The organism is Pseudoalteromonas sp. ABV4_021, from assembly GCF_056159365.1.
The window spans coordinates 2,998,982-3,013,249 of record NZ_JBSWVB010000001.1 but is presented as its reverse complement, the minus strand read 5'-3'; the positions used below and the strand labels follow the sequence as shown (position 1 = coordinate 3,013,249).

The 14,268-nt window shown below is 40.4% G+C and carries 14 protein-coding genes and 2 tRNA genes; 7 read left to right on the top strand and 9 right to left on the bottom strand.

The features are described 5' to 3' along the window. Nucleotides 1–59: 59 nt before the first annotated feature. Nucleotides 60–923 (bottom strand): diacylglycerol/lipid kinase family protein, encoded by an 864-nt coding sequence (locus ACXAFE_RS13945; RefSeq protein WP_475153521.1) that lies wholly within the window; start codon nucleotides 921–923, stop codon nucleotides 60–62. Between the two features lie 221 nt (nucleotides 924–1,144). Between ACXAFE_RS13945 and ACXAFE_RS13940 the strand changes: the two genes are divergently transcribed. From ACXAFE_RS13940 to ACXAFE_RS13930, 3 genes are all read left to right on the top strand, one after another. Continuing rightward, the gene (locus ACXAFE_RS13940; RefSeq protein ID WP_157813522.1) at nucleotides 1,145–1,285 is read left to right on the top strand and encodes a hypothetical protein; all 141 of its coding nucleotides are present in this window, start codon (nucleotides 1,145–1,147) and stop codon (nucleotides 1,283–1,285) included. Nucleotides 1,286–1,685: 400 nt separating this feature from the next. Then, complete coding sequence (locus ACXAFE_RS13935; RefSeq protein WP_475153518.1) at nucleotides 1,686–3,314, top strand: sensor histidine kinase; 1,629 nt, start codon at nucleotides 1,686–1,688, stop codon at nucleotides 3,312–3,314. Beyond that, entirely contained in the window at nucleotides 3,295–3,975 is a 681-nt protein-coding gene (locus tag ACXAFE_RS13930) for a response regulator transcription factor (protein WP_475153517.1), read from the top strand. The genes ACXAFE_RS13935 and ACXAFE_RS13930 overlap by 20 nt, the downstream gene beginning before the upstream one ends. Before the next feature lie 85 nt (nucleotides 3,976–4,060). Here the strand turns inward: ACXAFE_RS13930 and ACXAFE_RS13925 are convergent, their stop codons facing one another. After that, nucleotides 4,061–4,354, bottom strand: coding sequence for a DUF3718 domain-containing protein (locus ACXAFE_RS13925; protein WP_475153516.1), 294 nt, complete (start codon nucleotides 4,352–4,354; stop codon nucleotides 4,061–4,063). A 295-nt stretch (nucleotides 4,355–4,649) separates the two neighbouring features. Continuing rightward, a complete protein-coding gene (locus ACXAFE_RS13920) occupies nucleotides 4,650–4,943 on the bottom strand; it encodes a DUF3718 domain-containing protein (RefSeq protein WP_105173070.1) in 294 nt (97 codons plus the stop codon). A gap of 240 nt (nucleotides 4,944–5,183) precedes the next feature. On the opposite strand from ACXAFE_RS13920, the gene ACXAFE_RS13915 reads away from it, so the two are divergent. Beyond that, nucleotides 5,184–5,274, top strand: a tRNA-Ser gene (locus tag ACXAFE_RS13915). Between the two features lie 19 nt (nucleotides 5,275–5,293). Beyond that, a tRNA-Ser gene (locus ACXAFE_RS13910) sits at nucleotides 5,294–5,386 on the top strand. 464 nt (nucleotides 5,387–5,850) lie between these two features. Here the strand turns inward: ACXAFE_RS13910 and rraA are convergent. The 4 genes from rraA to ACXAFE_RS13890 form a co-directional block, all read right to left on the bottom strand. Continuing rightward, a complete protein-coding gene (gene rraA, locus ACXAFE_RS13905; RefSeq protein WP_475153515.1) occupies nucleotides 5,851–6,342 on the bottom strand; it encodes a ribonuclease E activity regulator RraA in 492 nt (163 codons plus the stop codon). A 102-nt stretch (nucleotides 6,343–6,444) separates the two neighbouring features. Continuing rightward, nucleotides 6,445–6,762 (bottom strand): YbjQ family protein, encoded by a 318-nt coding sequence (locus tag ACXAFE_RS13900; RefSeq protein WP_237131344.1) that lies wholly within the window; start codon nucleotides 6,760–6,762, stop codon nucleotides 6,445–6,447. Nucleotides 6,763–6,906: 144 nt separating this feature from the next. Then, the gene (locus ACXAFE_RS13895; protein WP_010561392.1) at nucleotides 6,907–7,584 is read right to left on the bottom strand and encodes a LipL32 family surface lipoprotein; all 678 of its coding nucleotides are present in this window, start codon (nucleotides 7,582–7,584) and stop codon (nucleotides 6,907–6,909) included. Nucleotides 7,585–7,682: 98 nt separating this feature from the next. Then, the gene (locus tag ACXAFE_RS13890; protein WP_475153512.1) at nucleotides 7,683–8,561 is read right to left on the bottom strand and encodes a helix-turn-helix domain-containing protein; all 879 of its coding nucleotides are present in this window, start codon (nucleotides 8,559–8,561) and stop codon (nucleotides 7,683–7,685) included. 167 nt (nucleotides 8,562–8,728) lie between these two features. On the opposite strand from ACXAFE_RS13890, the gene exaC reads away from it, so the two are divergent. Next, nucleotides 8,729–10,249: an acetaldehyde dehydrogenase ExaC gene (gene exaC, locus ACXAFE_RS13885; protein WP_100914415.1), complete on the top strand. Its 1,521-nt coding sequence runs from the start codon at nucleotides 8,729–8,731 to the stop codon at nucleotides 10,247–10,249. Nucleotides 10,250–10,459: 210 nt separating this feature from the next. Further along, nucleotides 10,460–11,392: a tetratricopeptide repeat protein gene (locus ACXAFE_RS13880; protein WP_475153510.1), complete on the top strand. Its 933-nt coding sequence runs from the start codon at nucleotides 10,460–10,462 to the stop codon at nucleotides 11,390–11,392. Between the two features lie 9 nt (nucleotides 11,393–11,401). Here ACXAFE_RS13880 and ACXAFE_RS13875 read toward each other — a convergent pair whose 3' ends face one another. Continuing rightward, nucleotides 11,402–11,887 carry a hypothetical protein gene (locus ACXAFE_RS13875; protein ID WP_475153508.1) on the bottom strand — a complete coding sequence of 162 codons (486 nt, stop codon included), beginning with the start codon at nucleotides 11,885–11,887 and terminating at the stop codon, nucleotides 11,402–11,404. A gap of 186 nt (nucleotides 11,888–12,073) precedes the next feature. Next, nucleotides 12,074–14,248 carry a cation:dicarboxylate symporter family transporter gene (locus ACXAFE_RS13870; RefSeq protein WP_475153507.1) on the bottom strand — a complete coding sequence of 725 codons (2,175 nt, stop codon included), beginning with the start codon at nucleotides 14,246–14,248 and terminating at the stop codon, nucleotides 12,074–12,076. Nucleotides 14,249–14,268: the final 20 nt, after the last annotated feature.

Below are 14,268 nucleotides of genomic sequence, written 5' to 3'. Positions count from 1 at the left end.
AAACAGCGATGGTTGAAACTTTAATAATGCTCAGTTTTGGCATAAATGCATCACAACAATTAAATTACTTTTATAGTTAACGCACTTTTTGCTACTTCAATCACCACAGGTGTGTAACCTGCTGATTCTCCATCAGCTTGCACCGGCAAGTTTGGGGTTGAGACTTCAAGTTGTGTAAATGCGTGTTCCTTCACTTCCTGCAGCGTAACATGTTTACCGTAATAGAGCTTCGGTAATGCCCAGAGTTTTTTAGCTAAATGTGTTTTTTCTACACTGTAGCGTATTAAATGCGATGAGTTTAGCTCTGCGTTGGGCGCAATTTTCATACCGCCACCAAAGTATTTGCCATTAGCAAACACCGTAAGAAAGTTTTTATAGTGTGTTTCTTTACCTTGCTGCTTCAACGATAAGAGTGACTCTTTAAAGAAAAAAAGACAAGCAAGGGTATGATATAAATAGCTGAAGCGTGCCAACCAACCTTTATTTCCTTTGGTGCGCTCTACAATTTCAGCGTCAAAGCCTACGCCTGCGCTATTAATAAAATAACGCGCATTAACTTTTCCTAAATCAATCGTCATTAAGCGGTCGCTTTGTACTAACTGCTTTAGTTGTTGTTTGCTATAGGCAAAGTTGCGCATAAAGTCGTTACCAGTACCGCACGGTAAAACGGTAATTGGTTTGCTGCTGTACGCCATGCAATTGGCCAGTAAGTGTAGCGTGCCATCACCACCAAGCATGATCACTTCGGTGTATTCTGCTAAATGTTGTTTAAAGAAAAGTTTGTTATCCGCTAATACTGCTGAGGTCGTAAAAATATAGTAGCTATGTTGTTGCTGCTTTAAGGTGGTAACAAGCCAATTTAACCAATATTTTTTTTGTTTATTTGGTAGTGGGTTTAAAACAATTAGATAATGTTTATTCATGAAATGGTGATTAATAAAACGCTAAGCACAAGCTTGCCCGTTTAAGGCTTTTAGGTCAAATAGATAGGATTGGGTTTTGCACATTTATGCAGTTTATATGCAACTATAGTTATTTTAATTTCGCATTAGAAAAATTCATGTCATAATGGTAATTTTATTGATTGGATTTTAACCATGTTTAAACGCAAAATAGCACCTAGTTAAACAACAGGAGCAATCACATGACTAAACAAGCGTTAAATCAAGGTGGCCAATCTCAAGGTCAATTAACTCGTTCTAATAACGGTAAAAAAAGCTTATTGGCTAAGTTAAACCGCTATGGCAAAAAACTCGCATTAGCAGGCGCAGTTGCATATAAATAAATGATGATTTATTTGCGACCGTTCGCACCTGTTTAAAAGGCTGTAATTTTATAAATTACAGCCTTTTTTAATTTAATAATCTAATGCTTTTTAAAGTAAACTATGTTGTTTAACTAATTTTTAAATATGACTTAGGAAAGTTTAATTAATTCAACAGGCTTAATTTAGCTGTTGTCATTACTATATGTCTCGCGTTCCTGTATTACCGTCGGCTTTAATTGACGCAAGAATGTTTCAGTCGATGGTATTTTCAGGGGACAGGAACGCAATCCCAATATTGTTGTTGTGAGAGTTAATAGGTAGGTGAATTATTAACTCTTTTTACTTCTAACAATATAGTAAACTCGCAGATTTACGGCTAACTTAGTATTTATGCACTAATTAGTTGGTAACCCATTGAATGGAAAAGCAGTTGAATCACCTTCCTTATCAAATCCAAAGTCGCCTTACTCATAAATTACTTATCGCGTTAGTGATTATTTCACTGTTCAGCTCGGCGATGGCAGGTCTTTACTTTGATAGTTCAAACCGCTTTAAAGACAATGCACAAAAATCAGAACTTGTTCATAAAATTCTTAATCAGTATTCAAATATCGCCCTTTACACTTTCGAGAAGCTTGTTGCGATTGGTGAAATGTCGCGTAACGGCATTGTGCTTGCGCCTGAGTTACGTGAAGAAAATGAGCAAAAGTTGCGTACAGCAATTGTTGAAGTACGTAATTCCCTGTTAAAAAAAGTAGCCTTGGCACCTGAGGTCAGCACGCAAAATGAGCTCGCATTGTTAGACCGGGTAACACAAAAAGTTGAGCGCATTATTACGACTTCGCAAGAAATCAGATCGCTGATTACGCGCGGTGAATTATCTGAAGCGCAAAGCCTGTATCGTTTATTGCAGCAACAGGGCGTGCATGCGGAGTTTAATGCCTTAATAAGTGAGGCCGTAAAGCAAGAAAATTTACAGGCTGAAGCGATTCGTGATAACAGTAAAATTATGTCTGAGCGCAATAACCGCTACTTGGCAATTGCACTAGGACTATTAAGTTTGTTTATGATGCTGACCATTTGGTTTTTTTGGCAGCGTATTTCAAAGGCAACAAAACAACTTCAGTTTGCAGCTAGTCAGTTTACAGCCGGTAAACTAGAACACCGTATTCCAAAACTAAAAGACACCGAATTTGCCAAGCTTGCAGATGCCTTAAACTTTATGGCAAGTGAGCTAAAAACAAAACAAACGGAATTGGGTGAGGCTAAACTTCAGCTAGAAGAAAAAGTACAAGAGCGGACAAAAGCCTTGGCTTTGAGTAACGAAAAATTGGCCTATGTTGATAAGCAGCGTCGCCAATTTTTAGCTGATATTTCTCATGAATTACGCACGCCTCTTACAATAATTCGCGGTGAATCAGAGATCTTGTTACGCAGTCATTCAGAGAATGTTGATGATTACCTTGAAACACTTGTTGCAGTTGTTGATCAAGTAAGTCATACCACTGCATTGATCGATGATTTGATGCTAGTTGCGCGGTCGAGCGCAGGTGAGTTAAGGCTTTCTTGTAGTGAAGTGAATCTATCAAAGTTGATTCAGGATTTGTGTTATGTGTACCGTCGTAAAGCGCAAGAGCGTAAACAAGATATCGTATTTGATATTAGCGAAGAGATCAGTCTTGAGCTTGATGAACGTAGAATTCGCCAAGTACTAATGATTTTGTTAGAAAATGCACTTAGTTACTCGACTGAACATGCGATTACAGAAGTAACAGTAATGTGTCGCCAGCAAGTGGTCATTATTAAAATAATTGACGCAGGTCAGGGTGTTACCAAGCAAGAGTTGGAAAATATTTTTGAACGCTTTTATCGTAGCAACCGTTCAAACACACCAGGTTCGGGGTTAGGTCTGCCTGTTGCAAAGGCGATAGTTGATGCGCATGGCGGTCATATTAGTTTAAAATCAAATGCTTCAGGTGTAGGCTCTGTGGCGACTATACTATTACCATTAAATGGTGAGGAACGTAATGAGAATTTTATTAGTTGAAGACGATGACCGCGTAGCGAGTTTTTTAGAGCGCGGATTACGTGCTGAAGGGTACTTTGTGGTGCGTGCCAGCGATGGTAAAGAAGGATTAGATCTGGCGCTTGAAGGCGACTTTAATCTGATTTTGCTCGATATAATGCTTCCCGGTTTAAACGGCTTAGAAGTGTGTCAGGCATTACGCATTAAAAACTTTGAGATTCCAATCATTATGCTGACTGCCATGGATGCCTCTCAGGATATTGTTCACGGCTTACGTTTAGGTGCAGATGATTACGTAACTAAGCCTTTTGCATATGAAGAACTGTTGGCGCGAATTGAAGCGGTTACGCGTCGCAAGCCATCGCAAAAAGCACGCTCGAATACCTTAACGTTTGAAGAGTTGAGTTTTGATCGCGACAGTTACATTGTAACCTTGGCAGGTAAAGAAATTTCGCTAACAGTTAAAGAGATGGCGATTCTTGAATTACTAATGACAAATCCTGGCAAGTACCTTAGCCGCGAGCGCATTTTAAGTAATGTTTGGGGTATGGAAATGGATCCAATGACCAATGTTGTTGATGTATATATTGGTAAGTTACGTAAAAAGCTAATACTGTCAGATCAAGACGAGAGCATGATAGAAACTAAGCGAGGCATAGGCTACCGGTTGGTTTGTGCATAGTTGCAAAGGCATCTAAGCTTTAAGAATCAAAAAGGGCGAGCTTACTTAAGTAAACTCGCCCTTTTAACTTCAGGTAATTGGTGTATTAGCGCTTAGCAATATAATCTGTGGTATCGCTAAATTGTTTTGCTACTTTTGCGTTTTTGATGTCTTGTGCAAACGCTTCAAGCGACTTGCCATTACATAAAATATTTTCAGCAGCTTTACGTACGTTTTTGTTTTCCTGCTTAAGTAAGCGACGTAATTTACCGTCTTGCTCATTTGCTGCTGCGGCGCAGATTTTTGACGATAAGCTATTATCCGATGGTGTTACTTTAGCGGCTGCGTTAAAAGATAAAATGCTTGCTGCTGCGATAGTTGCTGTAATTAGTTTATTCATGTCTCATTCCTCATGGCGGTGAAGTTAAATCGTTTTGTTGGGTTCTATATTACGAATTTTTAAAAGGTCGAGTTCGGTAAGGTGATTAGCGGTAATGTTTGGTGATTGATGGTAAATATGCGTGATAGGTGAAATTTGGCAAAAAGCTATCGTTGAAGGTCAGTTTTAGTAGATAAAAATTTCAGCTGTTTTTTGTTGATGTATCGAAAGTAGAAAAATCAGACAGCGTTTAAACACAGAAAAGGGCGAGTTTACTTAGGTAAACTCGCCCTTTTAACTTCAGGTAATTGGTAGATTAGCGCTTAGCAATATAGTCTGTGTTATCACTAAATTGCTTTGCTACTTTTGCGTTTTTGATGTCTTGCGCAAACGCTTCGAGTGACTTGCCATTACATAAAATATTTTCAGCAGCTTTACGTACGTTTTTGTTTTCCTGCTTAAGTAAGCGACGTAATTTACCATCTTGCTCATTTGCTGCTGCGGCGCAGATTTTTGACGATAAGCTATTATCCGATGGTGTTACTTTGGCGGCTGCGTTAAAAGATAAAATGCTTGCTGCTGCGATAGTTGCTGTAATTAGTTTATTCATGTCTCATTCCTCATGGCGGTGAAGTTAAATCGTTTTGTTGGGTGCTATATTACGAATTTTTAAAAGGTCGAGTTCGGTAAGATGATTAGCGGTAATGTTTGGTGATTGATGGTAAATATTGATGATAAAGGTGCGAAAACTGCTTTTTTTAATAAAAATGTTAATTTTTTGATGTTTATTTGAGCAAACAAACTTTTTGCTATTTACAGTTTACGGTTGGCTGAGTATTATTTTGCGCATGGAGAGATGGCTGAGTGGTTGAAAGCACCGGTCTTGAAAACCGGCATAGGTTAATAGCCTATCTAGGGTTCAAATCCCTATCTCTCCGCCATTTTAAATGTATTTGCGCTGGAGAGGTGGCCGAGTGGCCGAAGGCGCTCCCCTGCTAAGGGAGTATAGGGTTTGTAGCCCTATCGAGGGTTCGAATCCCTCCTTCTCCGCCATGTATAAAGCAAAAACCCTGCAACTTGTTGCGGGGTTTTTTGCTTTATGGCTTGTGAAGCGAGGTTTTGGTTCGGACCCTTAGTTCGACACTCTTACCTACGAGAAAGGTCAGGAACACTTTCGACCATACGCAGTGTGCCCGTAGGGCAAAATATAGGGATATATTTTGTAATCCCGACTAACTCCGTTACACAACCCAAAACAGCATCATATTGTTGCGGGTTTTTTGCTTTATGGCCTGTGAAGTGAGGTTTTAGTTCGAAGCTCTTTATACGAAAGAATAGTCAGGAACAATTTGAGCCGCGAACGCGCCACGCAGTGGGCGAGTGCAGGATGCACAAGCGCTAATCCACTCCCCTCCGTTACACGAACTAAATTAAAACCTCATATAAATAGTTTGCAGGGTTTTTTGCTTTATGGCCTGTGAAGTGAGGTTTTGGTTCGGACCCTTAGTTCGAAGTGCTTATCCCAATTCAATCAGTTGTGATTTGCTTATTAATAACCCATTGCGATCGCCATAAATCCAATCGCCATTATGGACAGTGACGTCTAAAAAGCTGACGGCTCTTACTTGTTCGCCTAAACCCTGTTTTTGCGTCTTTCGAGGTACGCAGCCTCTAGCCATAATTGCTAAAGACATCTGTTCTAAAATTTCAACATCACGCACACAGCCGTTTACAATAATACCTTGCCAATTATTTTCGATGGCGAACTTGGCAAGATTATCGCCTAAAAATGCGAATTGTTGAGCGTTATTGGCGTCGACGACTAATACCTTACCGTCACCGTTGCTTTTGAGTAATTCACCAACCTTGGAGTTATCATTTGGACATTGGATGGTGATTGCTTGGCCTGTGAACGTTGTAACTTTGCCAAAATGAAGTAACCCTGCGCTAGCCACTTGAAGTTGGTCAGAATATTCGTCGTATAGGTCGGGAGTGGTGAAGTGTGTCATAAGCAGTGCCATTTATTTTGTTGTAAATAAATTAAAGCACTGCTTGGAATGTGTAAAAAATTTATCTCGTCAATAACTGACATTTCTAGCTGAAATAATTCATTATCTAGAGATTTTTACAGCTGTACCGTAAGCGAGGATCTCCGACATGCCTGCGGCAACTGCGCTTGTGGTAAAGCGTACATTAATCACGGCGTCTGCACCTAAGCGCTGTGCTTCTTCTGTCATTCTTGCTTGAGCGACTGAGCGCGCATCAGTCATCATTTCCGTGTAGCCTCTAATCTCGCCACCAACGATAGTTTTAAGACCTGCCATAATGTCACGACCTACGTGTTTAGAGCGTACAACATTACCTGTTACTAAGCCTAGAGATTGCGTGATTTGATAGTTAGCGACTTGTTCGGTATTGGTAATAATCATTTTCTTACTCCTGTTTTGCTTGTAGCTAGAGTAAGGGGATTACGGAATTAAGAAAGAAGAAGAATGATAAAAGGGTGGCAAACAGGATAAAAGGAAAGTGAGCTCGACTTATACCGATTGGTATAGGGTCGAGCTCGAAACTAATTAACCTTCGTTTACTAGGTTATGTAGTTCATCTAACGAAGCTGCAATTTTAACGCCTGGTACGTTTGTACCAACAGTAGCTTCAAAAGAACCTTCAATCGCTGAGCGGAATGAAGTGAAAGAGATGCGATATACACCACGAACAAGTGCTTTTGTTGGGTTGTTGATATCTGAAGTTTGACGCAGTAGAGAGTTGTAGCTCTGACCACCTGGATTCTGTGGTAGTTCGCTGCTGTCGTCATTGTAAGTCAGAGTTTGTAGTGACTTACCGCCGTTTTTGATTTTCGCTGGGTCAATAATGTCCATACGATCTAACACAATGTAAGTATCGAAATATGTTTTAGAATCATTTTCGAAGTTATTTGTGTAGTTTACGTTTACGAAGTCGCTATCAGAAGGCGTTGATGTTGCTGGTGAAACCATAGATACGCCAATTTCATCTACTGCCGCTGGTACCCAAGCGTATAGGTAGTAAGCGTCTTTGTTTTTGTATTTACCTTCTGGTTTTACAGATGCGTCAACATAACCAAAGTAGTTAGTGTAGTTAGCATATGGTAGACGTGCTTCAACACCCGCAACACCTTGTGTTACAGAGCTTTTAAGAGCAGGACCAGTACCAGACATACATGCAGTTAGAGCTAGAGCTGAAGAAGCAGCAAGAAGTGCTTTTTTTAACATTGAAATTTCCTTTTCATTCCGTGTTATAAAATCGCGGGCTATAATACAGAGCTGCGGTGTTTTTTCAATCTATTTAAGTAATTAATAGATGAAAAAATCTAAACTGTTTGGTTTTGGTAGGTTCTTGGGCTGCAACCAAATGTTTTTTTAAATCGGCGGCTAAAGTAGCTTAATTCGCTAAACCCGTAGTCATAGCATACCTGAGTAACCGCGGCTCCTTGCTTAAGCTTTGCCGCGGCCGCTGTTAGCTTTTGTTCAACAATAAAGGCTTGTGGTGTGCACCCTAATTGGCGCTTAAATTCTAAAAATAACTTACTGCGTCCCATACCTGCACTTTTACATAGCATTTCAATTGAGATTGGCTTGGTTAAATTTTGTTTTATAAAGCTAATGGCCGATTGTAATCCGTTATGGCCAATTTTGTGATTGCAATGCTGCAACACCAATTCGCGCGAGCGATCTTGCAGCATACGAACGAGCAACTCACTAATACCAAGATCGATCAACACCTCTCGGTCTTGCTGGTTTTCGCTAAAGGTGTCAACTAATCGTTGATAAAGCTGTTGAGTAAACGGGTTGTTGCTCAACTGCAATGTGGCGCTTTGCTCATTGTAATAGGCTTGTTCTAGGCGCATTCTCTCAGCTACTTCCTGCACTTTTTTACTGTCAACTTCAATGGTGAGACATGAAGTCGGGGCGTTCAAATGTGCCTCAGGAAAATCAATTTCAACGTGTTCACCTCCGGCAATAATAAAGCTTTGTCCCGGTAAAAATTCTTGTCCTTGTTGCAGGCTGTGATGATGCATCACTTTTTTACCGGTATGCATAGCACAAAACATTAACTGTTCAGCATGAAATGGAATGCGCTCACAAGCTTGGTAGGTATCGTAAACACACAGTTGTACATGGTCGCTATTAAATGCAGCTCGATTATCAATTAAGGTGCTAACTTTACTGCGTTTTTCCTGTAACAACATACCTGTTCCTCCAAACTTGTAGAGATTCATAATGGCTAAATTGTGCACTCTCAGTCAAGTTATTTGGATGCAGAGTCAAGCAACAATTATTTTGAAGTACTAGTCTGAGGAAGCACATATTCAAGTTGAAGAAAGCCTCTAATAACAACACACATAAAGGAAGCAAAATGATTTACGCAAATCCAGGGCATGCAGATGCCAAAGTACAGTTTAATGAGCAGTATGAAAACTATATTGGTGGCGAGTGGGTTGCTCCTGTTGACGGCAAGTATTTCGATAATACAACACCGGTAACAGGAGAAGTCATTTGTCGGATACCTCGCTCTAACGGTAAAGATATTGAATTAGCCCTAGACGCAGCGCATAAGGCAAAAGATGCGTGGGCACAAACATCGGTAACAGAACGTAGTAACTTGCTACTAAAAATAGCCGATCGAATTGAGCAGAATCTTGAAATGCTGGCGGTTGCAGAAACATGGGATAATGGTAAAGCAGTACGCGAAACACTTGCAGCTGACCTACCACTGTGTGTTGATCACTTCCGCTACTATGCAGGCTGTATTCGCGCACAAGAGGGTTCAATTGGTGAAATAGACAATGGTACGGTTGCGTATCATTTTCATGAGCCTTTAGGCGTAGTTGGTCAAATTATCCCATGGAACTTTCCATTATTAATGGCTGCTTGGAAATTAGCGCCAGCACTTGTGGCAGGTAATTGCGTTATCTTAAAACCAGCGGAGCAAACTCCTGTATCAATTCTTAAGCTGATGGAAGTCATTGGGGATTTATTGCCAGCAGGTGTATTGAATGTGGTTAATGGCTTTGGCGCCGAAGCAGGCCAAGCACTTGCAACCAGTACACGTATTGCAAAAATTGCGTTCACGGGATCGACGCCAGTTGGTGCGCATATTTTAAAATGCGCCGCAGAAAACATCATTCCATCTACCGTTGAGCTTGGCGGTAAGTCACCGAATATATATTTTTCAGACATTATGCAGCAAGATGAAGAATATATTAGTAAGTGTGTTGAAGGTGCTGTGTTGGCGTTCTTCAACCAAGGTGAAGTGTGTACATGCCCGTCTCGCCTCTTGGTGCAGGAAGACATTTATGATGAGTTTATTGCGCGTGTTATTGATCGCACTAAACAAATTAAGCGCGGTAATCCGCTTGATACCGAAACTATGGTTGGTGCGCAAGCATCGCAAGAGCAGTTTGATAAAATACTTAGTTACCTAGCGATTGGTAAGGACGAGGGCGCAGAGCTCTTAACCGGTGGTGGTGTTGAGCAAGTATCTGAAGAGCTAGGCGGCGGTTATTATATTCAACCAACCTTGTTTAAAGGTAACAACCAAATGCGCATTTTCCGTGATGAGATTTTTGGTCCTGTTGTCAGTGTTGCAACCTTTAAAGATGAAGCTGAAGCGCTAGCAATTGCTAACGACACGGAGTTTGGTTTAGGTGCAGGACTTTGGACTAAAAATATGAACCTTGCGTATCGCATGGGGCGTGGAATTGAAGCAGGACGTGTTTGGACTAACTGTTATCATCATTACCCAGCACATGCGGCATTTGGTGGTTATAAGAAATCGGGTGTAGGTCGTGAAACCCATAAAATGATGCTTGAACACTATCAAAATACTAAAAACCTGTTAGTAAGCTATAGCGATAGTCCTTTAGGTTTCTTTTGATCCCCTTTTAATTATTCTTAAGCAATAAGGGCTCTCATTTTAGAGCCTTTTTTATTAAATTAGCCAAAGAGAATTAAGTATCGCTGTTAAAATTTTGTAAATACATGTTCTTTATACAGTTGTTAGTTGTAAGAAAATATTTTAGTGGTTGTTTTGTTTGCCTAGTTACAGTAAAAAAGAACGTAAATTAACCAAAACAACGGACTGTATATGCTATTTTTTAATATAAAAAACCAAGCATTTGAACACCCGCAGTATATTCAATGTAGTCAATGTCACCAAGTCGCGGTTACAGCACATACACAATTAAAGTTTGTTCGTTTTGGTTTAATTCCCTTATTTCCATTTGCGTTAGAGCGCGCTTCATATTGCGCCAATTGTAGCGCTAAAAATGTGCCTGAAAATAGTCAATATTCGAAAGTGCCAATATTTCACGTATTAACTAAATTTATTGGTACTGTATTAATCATTTTGATGCTGAATTGGCTTTGGCAGCAGCATACTCAGGCACAGAATATTGAAATAAACATTGTTAACCAGCCGCAGATAAATGATTTCTTTTTTATTGATTACAGTAAGTTTTTAAAAGAGGATTATTATCAAAAGCGAGTTGTCGCGGCTAAGGTAGTTGCAACTGAAAATGAGACGATCACCTTAAAACTAAGTCGCTACAACTACAGTCGTGAGCGCGACCTTAAACTGTCAGCGCGCAGTGATAATTTTGTGCAAAAGGGTTACTTTTTTAGTGACAGTCAGACTTTTAGCCAGCAGCAAATAAAAGATTTTTACGACAATAACACCATCTATGCAGCTTACCGACCTAAAGATCTAAAATTGTTCGGTGGTTTTGTTGTAATGCCGAGCAATCCAAAGCCCTTATATGCCGGCTTTAAATTGAATAAAGCAAATCAAGAAGGCATTGCCGCCTATCAGGAGAAGGATTTCTCGACAGCGTTTGAATATTTTAGTGAAGCCGCAGAGCAAGGCGATAGTTGGGGGCAATATAATCTGGCGAAAATGTACTTAGCCGGTGAAGGAACAGATAAAAACAGGGTACAAGCTGGGCACTGGTTAACGTTGTCGGCTAAGCAAGGGCATAGCAAAGCGCAGCAGCTGTGTGATGAGCAGGACTTGTGTCAATAGTCGCGTTGGCTAGCTAGCGCGTTCCAAATCTTCAATACACGCCTTACACAAATCGAGATAGCTGTGGATATTGTTTTTCGTCCAAAACTGTTTGATGTGTGTGTCTTGTTGCAAAATAAAGCTATTAAACTCTTCAAAAGCAACAGGGGTGTAATTGGCTACATAATGTTTGAAGGCTTGTTGCACCGATTTATGGCCTAATGCTGAATCGCTAATCACACTTTCAGATGCTTCGACAAGTAATCCACTAAAGCGTAACAGTTCAACTTTAGGCGAGCCTAAACGCTGCACTTTAAAAAAGCGTTCGCGTAGTAGCTTTTGTTCTTCTTTCGCCAGCTCAATAACGATTTCACTTAGGTATTTTGTTTCGCGGTTAGCCCCATCAAGTGAGCTCGATAGCTGCCTCGCTTGGCGCTTAAAGTTCTCACCCCGCACATAGAGAAAAATCATGGCGAATACTGCAAGGGCAATGCTACCCATAATGGTAATATTCATGGCTATCCTAAACGCGTTTTATTGTTGTTATACCAATTTTACTTATTATGCGATTGCTCTAACGAGCTAAATGGCGCGTTAACTCTGTTAACAATATTTTTGTAGATTACCTGTATGTTGCCTTAGTTAAAAGCCATTTATTTGCCGTAATAATTGCTCATAAAATCAGTGCAATTGATATATAAACTAGTCTTTAACGTCTGATTTTTCAAGAATTATATCATCAAGAACAGACCAGCGACGCACATAGGGTTTGCTGCCTTTACCTAAAATCCAGTAGTCGTAGACTTCTTGCACTCTGCCACTGGCACGGCGAATGTCGAGCCACGAGTTAAGGTAATTTGCCAAGTCATCGTGACGTTTAGCAACCGCAAATCCTGTGGGATATTTCGCTTTTGAACCCTCAGGAACGACAACGCCAAAGTCAGGATAAAACATGGTCCACGCAAAGCCTGCTTCAGCACTAATTAACAAGGCATCGTACTTATCTGGGTTGGCAAAAAAATCACGATAGCTAGCAATATTGGTAAGTGTGTAATGTTTGTTGCGTTCAAATTCTTTACCGAGTAACGCTTGGTATTCTATTGTTGCGAAGTTAAGTGATTCATGAGCTTGCAGCGCTTCTAAGGTTTGAAACTCTTTACTGCGGTGGTCAAGGGTCACTAAGGCAAGCTTTAGCTCAAGCACCGGATCGGTAAATAAGACTTTTTCGATATCATCTAAGTTAATTTCCAGCCCCGACATAGCAATATCAAAGTACCCTTTGTTGAGGTATTCCACCAGTTGTGGCTTTTTAAATGGGATAAATTCCACTTGCACGCCCAAGTCTTCGGCAAGTTTATGTGCCAAGCTAATATCAAAGCCAACGAGCTCATCGTTGTGATTAAAGTAGCTAAACGGTACGTTGTCTGCAATGTAACCAACGCGCAGTAAATTACGCTTTTTAATTACACTGATATTGGTAAGCGATAACTTGCCATCTTCATATGCCTTTGGCACATGATTTAGTACATGTTCAGGCACTTTGTCACTTACCACCATATTGGCAATAATATCATCCGCAGCATGTGAGCTTTTTAATAGCTGAGAGTTAACAGTGTAGGCCGCGAGCATACAGGCAGGTAATAACCCGCCAATTAATGAAAAATATAAAATGCTTTTTGCACGCTTATAACTCAGTTGCTTGCGCACATAAAAAATACTTAAAAAAGTGACAGCGACGATATACACCACAGTAGTTGGAGAGACAAATTTGGCGCTGATCACCGACATTGCCAAATACAGCTGATAGGTATCTGCTGGCACGCGCACGGTTTCCAGCATGTATGGAATTGCGATATGTACATTGGCAAAATAGCTGAACAATGCGCTGATGGTAATATTTGGTACATCAGCTAGGGTTGCTTCATGACCTGTGAGCCAGGCTGCAAATAATACAAAAATGAGCGTGGTAAGCTTACCTAAGCTCGGGAATGTAAAGGCTATTGGCACCAGCACTTCGGCAATGTGATCTGAATTGGCATCGGCAATATTGTTTTTATGCATATAGCTTTTAATGCCTTCGGTGATCACGGGTAAGGTTATAAATACATTACCTGTGGTAAATGCAGCGATTAACGCATTGCGTGCAACATCAATTAGCTCATGATATTTCACTGGTGTAAGCGCCGCGACCAACATAGGTAGCAAAACAAACATCAGAAACAGGCCAAGCAAAATTACCAACACAAGATACACTTGCAACGTACTCAGTTGGTCAACACTCATAGTACCTGCTGAACTTGCGGTAATAGCAAAAATACCAATCGGAAAAATCTTAACGATTTTCTTTGAAATAACAGAAAGCCCTTCACCAACAACATCTAATATATTGAGTAAACTGCTTTTACGCACATTGCCCATTAACGCCATACCCAAAGCAATACAAAAAATTACTAAGGCGGGCACATTGCCTTCAGCCATTGATGCAAAAGGGTTAGAGGGGATATAACGAGCTACAAAATCGATTTCTTGCTTGGCGGAAATGAGCGCGGTAGAAAAGAAGGTACCGGCATCGTGCTTAGGTAATGTAAACGCAAAGCACCAAATAACAAATAAGCCAATCCCCCATAACGACAGCATGACTGTTGCCGCTTTAAGTAAAATAGAGCGTACTTGATCGGGTTCGAACTTACCAAGACCAACAACCAGCGAAACCACAATGTACGGGAAAATTGTGATTTGCATTAGCTTAATAAAGCCATTGCCAACTGGCTGTAAAAACGCCAGTCGTTCACCAAAAATAAGACCGAAAATGACACCGCCAATCAGTGCCCACAGCATGAGGTTTTTAGTCGCAAAAAAGTCGATAAGTTTCTTCATTGATCCACAAATAAGTAAGG

Excerpts from the sequence above, each read along its gene's own strand:
- ACXAFE_RS13945 (WP_475153521.1), bottom strand. The coding sequence starts at position 923 with ATGAATAAACATTATCTAATTGTTTTAAACCCACTACCAAATAAACAA.
- ACXAFE_RS13940 (WP_157813522.1), top strand. The coding sequence starts at position 1,145 with ATGACTAAACAAGCGTTAAATCAAGGTGGCCAATCTCAAGGTCAATTA.
- ACXAFE_RS13935 (WP_475153518.1), top strand. The coding sequence starts at position 1,686 with ATGGAAAAGCAGTTGAATCACCTTCCTTATCAAATCCAAAGTCGCCTT.
- ACXAFE_RS13930 (WP_475153517.1), top strand. The coding sequence starts at position 3,295 with ATGAGAATTTTATTAGTTGAAGACGATGACCGCGTAGCGAGTTTTTTA.
- ACXAFE_RS13925 (WP_475153516.1), bottom strand. The coding sequence starts at position 4,354 with ATGAATAAACTAATTACAGCAACTATCGCAGCAGCAAGCATTTTATCT.
- ACXAFE_RS13920 (WP_105173070.1), bottom strand. The coding sequence starts at position 4,943 with ATGAATAAACTAATTACAGCAACTATCGCAGCAGCAAGCATTTTATCT.
- rraA (WP_475153515.1), bottom strand. The coding sequence starts at position 6,342 with ATGACACACTTCACCACTCCCGACCTATACGACGAATATTCTGACCAA.
- ACXAFE_RS13900 (WP_237131344.1), bottom strand. The coding sequence starts at position 6,762 with ATGATTATTACCAATACCGAACAAGTCGCTAACTATCAAATCACGCAA.
- ACXAFE_RS13895 (WP_010561392.1), bottom strand. The coding sequence starts at position 7,584 with ATGTTAAAAAAAGCACTTCTTGCTGCTTCTTCAGCTCTAGCTCTAACT.
- ACXAFE_RS13890 (WP_475153512.1), bottom strand. The coding sequence starts at position 8,561 with ATGTTGTTACAGGAAAAACGCAGTAAAGTTAGCACCTTAATTGATAAT.
- exaC (WP_100914415.1), top strand. The coding sequence starts at position 8,729 with ATGATTTACGCAAATCCAGGGCATGCAGATGCCAAAGTACAGTTTAAT.
- ACXAFE_RS13880 (WP_475153510.1), top strand. The coding sequence starts at position 10,460 with ATGCTATTTTTTAATATAAAAAACCAAGCATTTGAACACCCGCAGTAT.
- ACXAFE_RS13875 (WP_475153508.1), bottom strand. The coding sequence starts at position 11,887 with ATGAATATTACCATTATGGGTAGCATTGCCCTTGCAGTATTCGCCATG.
- ACXAFE_RS13870 (WP_475153507.1), bottom strand. The coding sequence starts at position 14,248 with ATGAAGAAACTTATCGACTTTTTTGCGACTAAAAACCTCATGCTGTGG.